9 protein-coding genes are annotated in these 13,064 nt (G+C 70.8%); 5 read left to right on the top strand and 4 right to left on the bottom strand.

Going from position 1 to position 13,064, the window contains the following annotated elements:
• Positions 1 to 9: 9 nt before the first annotated feature.
• The 5 genes from ACFQ6S_RS18315 to ACFQ6S_RS18295 all read left to right on the top strand — a co-directional run bounded on the left by ACFQ6S_RS18315 (position 10) and on the right by ACFQ6S_RS18295 (position 7,135).
• Complete coding sequence (locus ACFQ6S_RS18315; protein ID WP_383410242.1) at positions 10 to 882, top strand: sirohydrochlorin chelatase; 873 nt, start codon at positions 10 to 12, stop codon at positions 880 to 882.
• Between the two features lie 119 nt (positions 883 to 1,001).
• On the top strand, positions 1,002 to 2,255 hold the full coding sequence (locus ACFQ6S_RS18310; RefSeq protein WP_383410240.1) for a deoxyguanosinetriphosphate triphosphohydrolase: 1,254 nt from the start codon (positions 1,002 to 1,004) through the stop codon (positions 2,253 to 2,255).
• A gap of 156 nt (positions 2,256 to 2,411) precedes the next feature.
• Positions 2,412 to 3,677 (top strand): NAD(P)/FAD-dependent oxidoreductase, encoded by a 1,266-nt coding sequence (locus ACFQ6S_RS18305; RefSeq protein ID WP_383410237.1) that lies wholly within the window; start codon positions 2,412 to 2,414, stop codon positions 3,675 to 3,677.
• 131 nt (positions 3,678 to 3,808) lie between these two features.
• Positions 3,809 to 5,713 carry a DNA primase gene (gene dnaG, locus ACFQ6S_RS18300; protein ID WP_383410235.1) on the top strand — a complete coding sequence of 635 codons (1,905 nt, stop codon included), beginning with the start codon at positions 3,809 to 3,811 and terminating at the stop codon, positions 5,711 to 5,713.
• A 114-nt stretch (positions 5,714 to 5,827) separates the two neighbouring features.
• Complete coding sequence (locus ACFQ6S_RS18295) at positions 5,828 to 7,135, top strand: RNA polymerase sigma factor (RefSeq protein WP_383410232.1); 1,308 nt, start codon at positions 5,828 to 5,830, stop codon at positions 7,133 to 7,135.
• 130 nt (positions 7,136 to 7,265) lie between these two features.
• Here the strand turns inward: ACFQ6S_RS18295 and ACFQ6S_RS18290 are convergent, their stop codons facing one another.
• The 4 genes from ACFQ6S_RS18290 to ACFQ6S_RS18275 all read right to left on the bottom strand — a co-directional run bounded on the left by ACFQ6S_RS18290 (position 7,266) and on the right by ACFQ6S_RS18275 (position 13,016).
• Positions 7,266 to 9,194 (bottom strand): ABC transporter ATP-binding protein, encoded by a 1,929-nt coding sequence (locus tag ACFQ6S_RS18290; protein ID WP_383410229.1) that lies wholly within the window; start codon positions 9,192 to 9,194, stop codon positions 7,266 to 7,268.
• Positions 9,194 to 10,927 (bottom strand): ABC transporter ATP-binding protein, encoded by a 1,734-nt coding sequence (locus ACFQ6S_RS18285; RefSeq protein WP_383410226.1) that lies wholly within the window; start codon positions 10,925 to 10,927, stop codon positions 9,194 to 9,196. Before ACFQ6S_RS18285 ends, ACFQ6S_RS18290 begins: the two co-directional genes overlap by 1 nt.
• A 175-nt stretch (positions 10,928 to 11,102) precedes the next feature.
• Positions 11,103 to 12,557 (bottom strand): FGGY family carbohydrate kinase, encoded by a 1,455-nt coding sequence (locus ACFQ6S_RS18280; RefSeq protein WP_383410223.1) that lies wholly within the window; start codon positions 12,555 to 12,557, stop codon positions 11,103 to 11,105.
• A gap of 150 nt (positions 12,558 to 12,707) precedes the next feature.
• Positions 12,708 to 13,016, bottom strand: coding sequence for a YtxH domain-containing protein (locus ACFQ6S_RS18275; protein ID WP_383410220.1), 309 nt, complete (start codon positions 13,014 to 13,016; stop codon positions 12,708 to 12,710).
• Between the last annotated feature and the right edge of the window lie 48 nt (positions 13,017 to 13,064).

Here is a 13,064-nt window from a genome sequence, read left to right as displayed (position 1 = left end):
TATCGGTTCATGACGGCGTCGAACCCTCTTCACGACGAGTCCACGACGGCCCACCTCGACAGTACGGCGCACCTCATGAACCGGATCAGCACCCAGCTCGCCAGCCAGCTCAGCCTCGTCTCGCTCGACGGCAGGCGCCGCCCCGAAGCGCCCGCGCTCGTCGTCGTCGCCCACGGCAGCCGCGACCCGCGAGCCCTGAGCACCGTGCGCGCGCTCCTCGACAAGGTCCGCGCCCTGCGCCCCGGCCTGCCGGTCCACCTCGGCCACATCGAGCTGAACGAGCCACTGCTCCCCGACACGCTCGCCGCCCTCGGCGACCGGGAGGCGGTGCTCGTCCCGCTCCTGCTGAGCCGCGGCTACCACATCAAGCGTGACATCCCCGAGATGGCCGCCGAGTCGGGGGTACGCGCACGCGTCTCCGGCGCGCTGGGCCCGCACCCGCTGCTGGTGGAGGCCCTGTACGCCCGCCTGGTCGAGGCGGGCTGGCGCACCCGCATGGACGAGTCCACGCGCCGCGAGAGCGCGGTGGTCCTGGCCGCGGCCGGTTCCCGCGACCCCGAGTCGAAGGTCGACACCTCCCGCACGGCCCACCTCCTGGCCAACCGCCTGGGCGTCCCGGTGATCCCGGCCTACGCGACGACGGCCGCCCCGACGGTCCCGGACGCCTTGGCCGCACTGGCGGCCCGGGGCCGCACAAGGGTGGCGGTGGCCTCCTACTTCACGGCCCCCGGCCGCTTCGCGACGGAGTGCGCGCAGACGGCCCCGTGGATCGCGTCGGCCCCCCTGGGCACCCACCCGGCGATGGCCCGCCTGCTCCTGCACCGCTACGACAGGATGGTGACAACGCCGGTCACGGCAGCGGTGGAACTGGCCTCGGCTTAGCACGCCGGGGAGCGGGTGTGCTTTTCAGGGGCCCGCGCCCGCAAACCGACACATCCCGGCAGACGAGTAGGCGAAACACAACCCCCCGTTTGTCACTGTCTGCCTTTACTGTCGGGTGCATGTACTACGACGAGTCGGCGGTCGAACGCTGGGCAGCCGAACCCGACAAGCGCCCCGGCCGCACCGCCTTCCAGCGCGACAGAGCCCGCGTACTCCATTCGGCGGCCCTCAGAAGGCTCGCAGGCAAGACCCAGGTGGTCACGCCGGGCACCCAGAGCCAGGCCTGGGACCCCAGCCCCCGCACCCGCCTCACCCACTCCCTGGAGTGCGCCCAGGTGGGCCGCGAACTCGGCGCGGCCCTCGGCTGCGACCCCGACCTCGTCGAAGCCGCCTGCCTCGCCCACGACCTCGGCCACCCGCCCTTCGGTCACAACGGCGAAGTCGCGCTGAACGAATTCGCCGAGGACTGCGGCGGTTTCGAGGGCAACGCCCAGTCCCTGCGCCTGCTCACCCGCATCGAGCCCAAGCGGTTCACCCCGGAGGGCTCCGTGGGCCTCAACCTCACCCGGGCCACCCTCGACGCCGCCACCAAGTACCCCTGGCCCCGCGGCGCCCACCCCACCGACCCGAAGTCCCCGAAGTTCGGCGTCTACGAGGACGACAGGCCCGTCTTCGACTGGGTCCGCAAGGACGCGCCCGGCTCCCGCACCACCTTCGAGGCCCAGGTCATGGACTGGTCCGACGATGTGGCGTACTCGGTGCACGACGTCGAGGACGGCCTGCACGCCGGTCACATCGACCCCAACTGCCTGCACGCCGAGCCCGAACGGCAGGCCGTCTTCGCCGTGGCCGTCGGACGCTACGTCCCCGAGGACACCGACCCCGCCGAACTGGCGGCGGCCCTCGACCGGCTCCAGGATGAAGCGTGGTGGCCGCACGGCTACGACGGCTCGGCCGTCGCCCAGGCCCGGCTCAAGGACGCCACCAGCCAGCTCATCGGCCGGTTCTGCCTGGCCGCCGAGAGCGCCACCCGCGCGGCGTACGGCGACGGGCGGCTCACCCGCTACGACGCCGAACTCGTCGTACCGCACGAGACCCGGCTGGAGTGCGCGGTCCTCAAGGCCGTCGCCGACCGGTACGTCATGCAGCGTGCCGAGCAGGAGCGGCTGCGCGCCGACCAGCGCATCGTGGTCGCCGAACTGGCCGAGGCGCTCACCGCCCGCGCACCCGAGGGGCTGGACCCGCAGTTCCGCGCCCTGTTCGACGAGGCGGCCGACGACCGTGCCCGCAAACGCGTGATCGTCGACCAGATCGCGGCCCTGACGGACGCGGCGGCGCGGGCGCTGCACGCCCGGCTCACCGGACGGGCGTGAGGCGCCGTTCCGTCACCCGCGCGCGACGGATGAGACGCCAGGGGCGAACGGGCACTCGAAAGTGACCCTGCGTGGCCTGATCGGGTCACCCCCTCTTCCCGCATCACGCTGCGTGCGGGACGCTCATGTGGCGGCACCCTTACGAGGAGGCATCAAGTGGTCGACGCGGATCAGACATTCGTCATCGTCGGAGGAGGGCTCGCCGGCGCCAAGGCGGCCGAGACACTCCGAGCGGAGGGCTTCACCGGGCGGGTGATACTGATCTGCGACGAGCGCGACCACCCGTACGAGCGGCCGCCCCTGTCCAAGGGCTACCTCCTCGGCAAGGAGGAGCGCGACAGCGTCTTCGTGCACGAGCCCGCCTGGTACGCGCGCAACGACATCGAGCTGCACCTCGGCCAGACCGTCGACGCGATCGACCGTACGGCGAAGACGGTGCGGTTCGGCGAGGACGGCACCCTCGTCCACTACGACAAGCTCCTGCTGGCCACCGGCGCCGAGCCGCGCCGCCTCGACATCCCGGGCACCGACCTGGCCGGCGTCCACCATCTGCGCCGCCTCGCGCACGCCGAGCGCCTCAAGGGCGTCCTGACCTCGCTCGGCCGGGACAACGGACACATCGTGATCGCCGGTGCCGGCTGGATCGGGCTGGAGATCGCGGCGGCGGCCCGTGAGTACGGCGCCGAGGTCACCGTCGTCGAGCCGTCGCCGACGCCGCTGCACGGTGTGCTGGGCCCCGAGCTGGGGGCGGTCTTCGCCGAGCTGCACCGCGAGCACGGGGTGCGGTTCCACTTCGGGCGGCGGCTGACGGAGATCGTCGGCCAGGACGGCATGGTGCTCGCCGCGCGCACCGACGACGGCGAGGAGCACCCCGCGCACGCGGTCCTGGCGGCGATCGGCGCGGCCCCGCGCATCGGCCTCGCGGAGGCGGCGGGGCTGGAGATCGCCGACCGCGCCCACGGCCGGGGCGTCGTGGTCGACGAACGGCTGCGCACCTCCGACCCCGATGTCTACGCGGCCGGCGACGTGGCGTCCTTCCCGCACGCCCTGTTCGACACCCGGCTGCGGGTGGAGCACTGGGCCAACGCGCTCAACGGCGGACCGGCGGCGGCGCGGGCGATGGTCGGGCGGGACGTCACCTACGACCGGCTGCCCTACTTCTTCTCCGACCAGTACGACCTGGGGATGGAGTACTCCGGCTGGGCGCCCCCGGGGTCGTACGACGAAGTGGTGATCCGGGGGGACGCCGGGAAGCGGGAGTTCATCGCGTTCTGGTTGAAGGACGGCCGGGTGCTGGCCGGGATGAACGTGAACGTGTGGGACGTCACAGAGGCAATTCAGCAGCTGATCAGCTCGAAGGCACGGGTGAACAGCGAGAGTCTGGCGGATCCGCATATTCCGCTCGAAACCCTCGCACCGTAGGTGTCAGTCCGTCCCCGTGCTGCAAATCCCGGGGGACGCTGTAACCCATAGCCGCTGCGCGGCGGGCCGGACCCCCGGCCGGAGTCTGGACGCGCCCCAGGAGTGTCAGTTCTGCCCCGTAGAATCACCCTGTGGCAGGACGGATCAACGACGAGGACGTGAAAGCGGTACGGGACGCGGTCCCGATCGACGCCGTGGTGTCCGAGTACCTCCAGCTGCGCAACGCGGGCGGCGGGAACCTCAAGGGGCTGTGCCCCTTCCATGACGAGAAGTCGCCGTCCTTCCAGGTCAGCCCCAGCAAGGGGCTCTTCCACTGCTTCGGCTGCCAGGAGGGCGGCGACACCATCACGTTCGTGATGAAGGTCGACCACCTCTCCTTCTCCGAGGTGGTCGAGCGGCTCGCCGCCCAGGCCGGCATCACCCTGCGCTACGAGGAGGGCGGGTACAACCCCTCCCACCAGCGCGGCGAACGCATCCGCCTGGTCGAGGCCCACAAGATCGCCGCCGACTGGTACATGGAACAGCTGGCCACCGGCCCGGAGGCCGACACCGGCCGCCAGTTCCTCGCCGAGCGCGGCTTCGACCAGGCCGCCGCCCAGCACTTCTCCGTCGGCTACAGCCCCCAGGGCTGGGACCACCTCACCCGCTACCTGCGCGGCAAGGGCTTCACCGACAAGGAACTGCTGCTGTCCGGGCTGTCGCAGGAGGGCCGCCGCGGCCCGATCGACCGCTTCCGGGGCCGTCTGATGTGGCCGATCCGCGACATCGGCGGTGACGTCGTCGGCTTCGGCGCGCGCAAGCTGTACGAGGCGGACAACGGCCCGAAGTACCTCAACACCCCCGAAACGGCGATCTACAAGAAGTCCCACGTCCTGTACGGCATCGACCTGGCGAAGAAGGACATTGCGAAGGCCAGCCGCGCGGTGGTGGTCGAGGGCTACACGGACGTCATGGCCTGCCATCTGGCCGGCGTCACGACCGCGATCGCCACCTGCGGTACGGCCTTCGGCGGCGACCACATCAAGATCCTGCGCCGGCTGCTGATGGACAACGGCTCGGCCCGCGTCATCTTCACCTTCGACGGCGACGCGGCCGGCCAGAAGGCGGCCCTGCGCGCCTTCGAGGACGACCAGAAGTTCGCGGCGGAGACCTACATCGCCATCGCGCCGGACGGCATGGACCCCTGCGAACTGCGTCTCGCGAAGGGCGACGACGCGGTCTCCGACCTGGTCGAACCGCGCACACCGCTGTTCGAGTTCGCGCTGCGCCAGATCGTGGTCCGCTACGACCTCGACACCCCGGCGGGCCGCGCGGCCGCCCTGGACGAGGCGGCGCCGATCGTCGCCCGCATCAAGAACAGCGGCGCCCAGCACGAGGTGGCCGTCCAGCTCGCGGGCATGCTCGGCATCCTGGACACCCAGTTCGTGGTCAAGCGGGTGGCCCAGCTGGCGCGTTGGGCGCGGGACCGGGGCGGCAGGGGACCGGCACCGGGGAACCGGGGCCCGCAGCAGCAGTACGACGCCGCCCCCACGCCCCGCGCATCGGGACCGGCCCTGACCCTCCGCAACCCGGTGTACGCAACCGAACGCGAGTTGCTGAAACTCGCCCTCCAGCGCCCCGAGTTGGTCTCCCCGGCGGTCGACGCGTACGGCGTCGACGAGTTCACCGCCGCGCCGTACGCCGCCGTACGCCAGGCGATCCTGGACGCGGGCGGCGCCGAGTACGGCGTCCAGGACGGGCAGGAGTATCTGGTCCGCGTCCGCGAGGCGGCCCCCGACGATCAGGTGCGCGCGATGGTCACGGAACTCGCGGTCGAGGCGATCATGCGCAGGACCGTCGACGAGAACTACGCCGGAGAGCAGCTCGTGACCGTCCGCCGTCGCGCGGTCGAGCGCCGCATCCGCGACATCCAGAGCCAGCTGACCCGTCTGGGCGCGGGCGGCGACCCGGCCCAACTGGCCGCCGTGCAGAACGAGCTGTGGGTGTTGCAGCAGTACGACCAGGCGTTGCGGGAGCGGGGCGCCGCGGCGCTCTGAGCGGTTTCCGGCGATTCGCGTACGGCAGGGTAACCGCGCGGTCACGGACCGGACGCAAAAAGTCACCGCACGCCCCTCGTGGCGGTGATGTGTCGTACTCCACACTGGGTTCCGGTGCCTGAGTCCTCGGAGCGCGGCCGATCCGTTCCCCACGGGTCCCACACCCCCGCGGTTCCGCTCATCGCGTACGGGACGGACAGCGGCGAGGCCGCCGACTCCGCCCTCGAAGCAGCGCTGCCGTACGCCTCGGCAGCGATCATCCTGGAGGTCGCCCCCGTGCAGACCCAGACCCTCATCCAGTCCGACACGAGTACGGACGGCACGGCGCCGGACGCGGAGACCGACGTTCTCGTCGCGGTGCCGCCGCAGAGCCGTGTCGTGCACCACCCCGAGGCGGAGCCGGAGGCCCCGCCCGAGCCGGCCGAGCCGACGTCCGAGGCGCTGGACGGCTCCGCCGCCACCGAGCCGGTCGAGGCGCCCCTGCCGGCCCGTGTCCGCGCCGACAACAGCGGTCCCTCCTCGGACCTCTTCCGCCAGTACCTGCGGGAGATCGGCCGCATCCCCCTGCTCACGGCGGCCGAGGAGGTCGAACTCGCCCGCCGCGTCGAGGCCGGTCTGTTCGCCGAGGAGAAGCTGGGCAGCACCCCCGACCTGGACAGCCAGCTCGCCCTGGACCTGGACCGTCTGGTCGTCATGGGCCGGATGGCCAAGCGGCGCCTCATCGAGGCGAACCTGCGCCTCGTGGTCTCCGTCGCCAAGCGGTACGTCGGCCGCGGTCTGACCATGCTCGACCTCGTCCAGGAGGGAAACCTGGGCCTGATCCGGGCCGTCGAGAAGTTCGACTACGCCCGTGGCTACAAGTTCTCGACGTACGCCACCTGGTGGATCCGCCAGGCCATGTCCCGCGCCCTCGCCGACCAGGCCCGCACCATCCGGGTGCCGGTCCATGTCGTCGAGCTGATCAACCGGGTCGTCCGCGTCCAGCGCCGCATGCTCCAGGAGCGCGGCTACGAACCGACGCCGGAAGAGGTCGCCGACCACCTCGACCTTCCGCCCGAGCGGGTCAGCGAGGTGCTGCGCCTGGCCCAGGAACCCGTGTCGCTGCACGCGCCCGTGGGCGAGGAGGACGATGTCGCGCTGGGTGACCTGATCGAGGACGGCGACGCGACCTCACCGGTGGAGTCGGCTGCGTTCCTGCTGCTCAGGGAGCACCTGGAGGCGGTGCTGTCGACCCTCGGGGAGCGGGAGCGGAAGGTCGTACAGCTTCGCTACGGCCTCGCGGACGGGCGTCCGCGCACGCTGGAGGAGATAGGCCGCATCTTCGGCGTGACGCGGGAACGCATCCGGCAGATCGAGTCGAAGACCCTGAACAAGCTCAGGGATCATGCGTTTGCGGATCAACTAAGGGGCTATCTGGACTGACGCCGTCTGCGGGTCCGGTGGGGGTCGGCCGCGCAGTTCCCCGCGCCCCTGAGGGGCGTCAGCTGCACGTACTCAAGGGCGCGGGGAACTGCGCGACCAGCCACAACGGACCCGCAGACGGCCATCCACGTCAGTCCACCTCGGCCACCGCCTGGGCGAACTGCGCCTTGTACAACCGCGCATACGCCCCGTCGGCCGCCAACAGCTCGCTGTGCGCGCCCTGTTCGACGATCGAGCCGTTCTCCATGACGAGGATCGTGTCCGCGTCCCGGATCGTCGACAACCGGTGTGCGATGACGAACGACGTACGCCCGTGCGCCAGTTTCGCCATCGCCTTCTGGATCAGCACCTCGGTCCGGGTGTCGACCGACGACGTCGCCTCGTCGAGGACCAGGATCACCGGGTCGGACAGGAACGCCCGCGCGATGGTGATCAGCTGCTTCTCGCCCGCGCTGACCCCGGACCCCTCGTCGTCGATCACCGTGTCGTACCCGTCGGGCAGCGTACGGATGAACCGGTCGGCGTGGGCGGCCCGCGCCGCCTCCTCGATCTCGCCCCGGGTGACCTCCCTGGACGCCCCGTAGGCGATGTTCTCCGCGATGGTGCCGCCGAACAGCCAGGTGTCCTGCAGCACCATCCCGATCCCGGCCCGCAGTTCGTCCCGGGACATCCGGGAGACATCGACGCCGTCGAGGGTGATGCGCCCGGAGGAGACGTCGTAGAACCGCATCAGGAGGTTCACGAGCGTCGTCTTGCCGGCGCCCGTCGGACCGACGATGGCGACCGTGTGCCCCGGCTCCACCTTCAGCGACAGATCCTCGATCAGCGGCTTCTCCGGGTCGTACCGGAAGGACACATGCTCCAGCGCGACCCGGCCCCGCAGTTCCTCCGGCCGCACCCCCGGCACGGGATCCGCCTCCTGCTCCTCCGCGTCGAGCAGCTCGAAGACCCGCTCCGCCGAGGCGACACCGGACTGCACGAGGTTCGCCATCGACGCGACCTGCGTCAGCGGCATCGAGAACTGGCGCGAGTACTGGATGAAGGCCTGCACATCGCCGATCGACAGCGAGCCCGACGCCACCCGCAGACCGCCGACCACCGCGACCAGGACGTAGTTGATGTTCGACACGAACAGCATCAGCGGCTGCATCACACCGCTGTTGAACTGCGCCTTGAAGCCGGCCTCGTACAGCGCCTCGTTCTGCTCGGCGAACTGCTTCGCCGACTCCTCCTGGCGCCCGAACACCTTCACCAGGGTGTGCCCGGTGTACATCTCCTCGACGTGCGCGTTGAGCTTGCCGGTGGTCCGCCACTGCTGCACGAAGTGCGGCTGCGACCGCTTGCCGACGCGCGTGGCGACGACGAACGACAGCGGCACGGTCACCAGCGCGACCAGCGCCAGCAGCCACGACACCCAGAACATCATCGCCAGCACACCGATGATGGTGAGCACCGAGTTGATGAGCTGCCCCATCGACTGCTGCAGCGTCTGACCGATGTTGTCGATGTCGTTGGTCGCCCGGGACAGCACCTCGCCGCGCTGGCGCTTGTCGAAGTACGACAGCGGCAGCCGCGACAGCTTCATCTGCACGTCCTCGCGCAGCCGGTACATCGTGCGGTTCACGGCCCGGTTCACCAGCCGCGTCGCCACCGCCATCAGCAGACCGGCGACGACGAACACGGCGAGCGCGAAGAGCAGGACGTGCCCGACGGCGGTGAAGTCGATGCCCTGGCCCGGTGTGAAGTCCGTGCTGCGCAGCATGTCGGCGATCTGGTCGTCGCCGCGCTCGCGCATGGTGGCGAGCACCTGCTCCTTGGTCATCCCGGGCTCGAACTGCCGCCCGACGATGCCCGCGAAGACCAGGTCGGTGGCCTCGCCGAGGATCTTCGGCCCGGCGACCGACAGGCCCACGCTCACGACCACGCAGAACAGCAGCACGTAGATCGTGATCCGCTCGGGCTTGAACTGGCCGATCAGCCGTCTGCCCGACACCTTGAAGTCCAGCGAGCGCTGATCGGGACCGCCGCCGGCCATCATCCGTCCCATGGGCCCGGCCATCAGGCGGCCTCCGCTTCCGTCAGCTGGGAGAGCACGATCTCCCGGTACGTCTCGTTGTCCGCCATCAGCTCGCGGTGCCGGCCGGTGCCGACGACCCGCCCCTCGTCGAGGACGACGATCCGGTCCGCGTCCCGGATGGTCGCCACCCGCTGGGCGACGATGACGACGGTCGCCTCGGAGGTCTCACGCCCCAGCGCCGCACGCAGGGCGGCGTCGGTGGCGTAGTCGAGGGCGGAGAAGGAGTCGTCGAAGAGATAGATCTCCGGGCGCTGCACCAGCGTGCGCGCGATCGCCAGCCGCTGCCGCTGACCGCCCGAGACATTGGTGCCGCCCTGCGCGATGGGCGCGTTCAGCCCGCCCTCCAGCCGCTCCACGAACTCCTTGGCCTGCGCCACCTCCAGCGCGTGCCACAGCTCCTCGTCCGTCGCGTCGGGATTGCCGTAGCGAAGGTTGGTCGCCACCGTCCCGGCGAACAGGTAGGGCTTCTGCGGCACCAGCCCGACGGTCTTCGCGAGCAGCGTCGGGTCGATCTCCGAGACGTCCACGCCGTCCACGAGCACCGCGCCGTCCGTCGCGTCGAACAGCCTGGGGACCAGCCCCAGCAGGGTCGACTTGCCGCTGCCGGTCGAGCCGATCACGGCCGTCGTCTCGCCCGGCCGGGCGAGAAGGTCGATCGACTTCAGCACCGGCTCCTCCGCACCCGGATAGCGGAAGCCCGCCCCCCGGATCTCCAGATGACCGTGCCGGCGCAGCTCCCGCACGGGCGCGACCGGCGGCACCACGCTCGACGAGGTGTCCAGGACCTCCTGGATGCGCTCGGCGCACACCTCCGCGCGCGGCACCATCATGAACATGAAGGTGGCCATCATCACGGACATCACGATCTGCATGAGATAGGCGAGGAACGCGGTCAGGTCACCGATCTGCATCCCGCCGCTGTCGATGCGATGGGCGCCGAACCACACCACCGCGATGGACGACAGGTTCACCACCGTCATGACGATCGGGAACATCAGCGCCAGCAGATTGCCGGTGCCCGTCGCCATCTCGGTCAGCTCGGCGTTGGACTTCCCGAAGCGCCGCTGCTCGTAGTCGTCGCGCACGAAGGCGCGGATGACGCGGTTGCCGGTGATCTGCTCGCGCAGCACCCGGTTCACCGTGTCGAGGCGCACCTGCATGGTCCGGAACAGCGGCCGCAGCCGGCGCACGATCAGGGTCACGCTGATGCCGAGGGTGGGCACCACGGCCACCAGCACCCCGGACAGCGGCACGTCCAGGCCGAGCGCCAGCACGATGCCGCCGACGCACATGATGGGCGCCGACACCATCAGCGTGAACGTCATCAGCACCAGCATCTGCACCTGCTGGACGTCATTGGTCGTACGGGTGATCAGCGAGGGCGCGCCGAAGTGGCCCACCTCACGTGCCGAGAAGGACTGCACCCGGTCGAAGACGGCGGCCCGCACGTCCCGGCCGAGTGCCGCCGCGGTCCGGGCACCGTAGTAGACGGCACCGAGGTTGCACACGACCTGCGCCAGCGAGATGCCGATCATCAGCGCGCCGTAGCTGAGGATGTAGCCGGTGTCGCCGTTGACGACGCCCTTGTCGATGATGTCCGCGTTCAGCGTGGGCAGGTAGAGAGTGGCGCAGGTCTGCAGCAGTTGCAGCAGCACCAGCCAGGCGATGGGTTTTCGGTACGGACTGAGGTGGGTCCGCAGAAGTCGTATGAGCACGCTGCTTCTCTCGGAGTCGGCGATGGGGAGGCCATTGGTTGCCCCTGGCCCCTATCGTCGAACACTCCGGCCGTGTTACCTCAACCGATTAAGCCGTCAGCGGTGCCTCGTACGGCCTTCCGGGTTCCGTTCCTACCGGTCTCTTACCTTCCGCGCGCCCGGCCCGCCCCGACCGCTACTGCCGGAAGGCGCTCGGATGCGTCTGCTCCCGCACCGACACGAACTGCTGACGCACCGCCTGGCCCACCGCCAGCTCGTCCCCGGGCTCCAGGATCTGCGCCGCCGCGCCCTGCCAGACGGGCGGGGTGCGCGGGTCGAGTGTGCCCTGCGACACACCGAGCGCCCAGGCGGCCTGCCGGGCGGCGCCGATCGCCGCGTAGTCCGCGGGCTGCGGTACGACGACCTGCGCCCCGAACAGCGCGGGCGCCGCCGCCTGCACGGCCGGCAGCTCGGCGGCCGCCCCGAGCAGGAAGATCCGCCGCACCTCGACACCCCGCCCGCGCAGCACGTCGAGCGCGTCCGCGAGCCCGCACAGCATGCCCTCGAACGCGGCCCGCGCCAGATGCTCCGGCTTCATCGACTCCCGCCGAAGCCCCGCCAGCGTGCCGGCCGTGTGCGGCAGATTCGGCGTCCGCTCACCCTCCAGATAGGGGAGCAGTACGAGACCGTGCGCGCCCGGCGTCGACTTCATCGCCAGGTCGGACAGGCCCTCCAGGTCGGCCACGCCGAGGAGTTCGGCGGTGCCGCGCAGGGTGCGTACGGCGTTCAGGGTCGTGACGACCGGGAGGTGCATGCCGGTCGCGTCGGCCAGGGAGGTGATCATCCCGGAGCTGTCGATGAGCGCCTCGGGGTGAACGGCCATCACGGACCCGGAGGCGCCGAGCGAGACGACGGCGTCGCCCAGCCCGATGCCGAGCCCGAAGGCGGCGGCCATGGTCTCGCCGGTCCCCGCGGAGATCAGCAGCCCCTCCGGCGTCGTACCGGCCGCCTCGGCCGGCCCGATCACCTCGGGCAGCATCGCCTGGTGACCGAGCGCCAGCTCGACGAGATCGGTGCGGTAGCCGCCGATGGCCGCCGACCAGTAGCCGGTGCCGGAGGCGCCGCCCCGGTCCGTGGTCCTTCTCACCGGCCGGCCGAGCAGCTGCCACACCAGCCAGTCGTGCGCCTGCATCAGGACGGCGGCGCGCGCCGCGTTCTCCGGCTCGGTCTTGGCGAGCCAGCGCAGCTTGGTCACCGGCTGCGCGGCCTGCGGCACACACCCCACAGCCTGCGCCCACGCCTCGCGCCCGCCGAGCGCGTCGATCAGATCGGCCGCCGCGACCTGGGCCCGCCTGTCGCCGCCCACGATCGCGGGGCGCACGGTGTTGCCCTGGGCATCGAGCGGGACCAGCGCGTTCTGCTGCGTCGACACGCCGATGGCCTGCACGCCTTCGAGCAGCCCGCCGCCGGCCGCCTCACCGAGTGAGAGCAGCCAGGCCTGTGGGTCGACGTCGGAGGGGCGCGCGGTGCCGTCCGGTGAGTCCACCGGGTGCGGGGCATAGCCCTGCCTGAGCACGGCGCCTGTGTCCGCGTCGCAGACGACGATGCGAGTGAAATCGGGCGAACTGTCCAACCCGGCGACTATCCCCATGGCCCAAATTGTGCCGTAGCGCTGCGCTTGCTTGGGCCGTGGGCGTCGTAGGGGTGCGTGTTGGGTTTCGGGTGCGGGTTGTGTGTGGCTGGTCGCGCAGTTCCCCGCGCCCCTGAGGGCGTGGCTGTCATCGGCATCCCAGACGTGCTGTCACGTGTTGCTTGTGCCCCAGTCGTCCTCCGCGCCTCCGTTGTGGGCGCTGCGTTCGCGGAGGTTGCGGACTCGTTGGGCCACCGTCTCCGGGACTCGGTCGCCGACCTTCTCGCTGACCGTGTGGTACGCCTTGCCCGCGAAGACACGGCCCTGTTGGGCCGCCGACTCGGCGGTGTTGCGGACCGCGGGGTTCTGCGAGATCTGCCGCGCGGACTTCTTCAGCTGCTCGTAGCGCTCGCGTCCGGCGCGTGTCCCTAGGACGTAACCGACGGCGAGTCCGACGGCGAACGTGACTCGGTAGCGCATGGCTGCCACCCTTCCCTTTGGTAGGTCCCTGGTGCGGCGTCGGTGCCT

The organism is Streptomyces sp. NPDC056479 (genome assembly GCF_042795335.1).
Taxonomy (GTDB): domain Bacteria; phylum Actinomycetota; class Actinomycetes; order Streptomycetales; family Streptomycetaceae; genus Streptomyces.
Note: the sequence above shows the minus strand (reverse complement) of the source record. Positions and strands in the feature narration are given on the sequence as shown.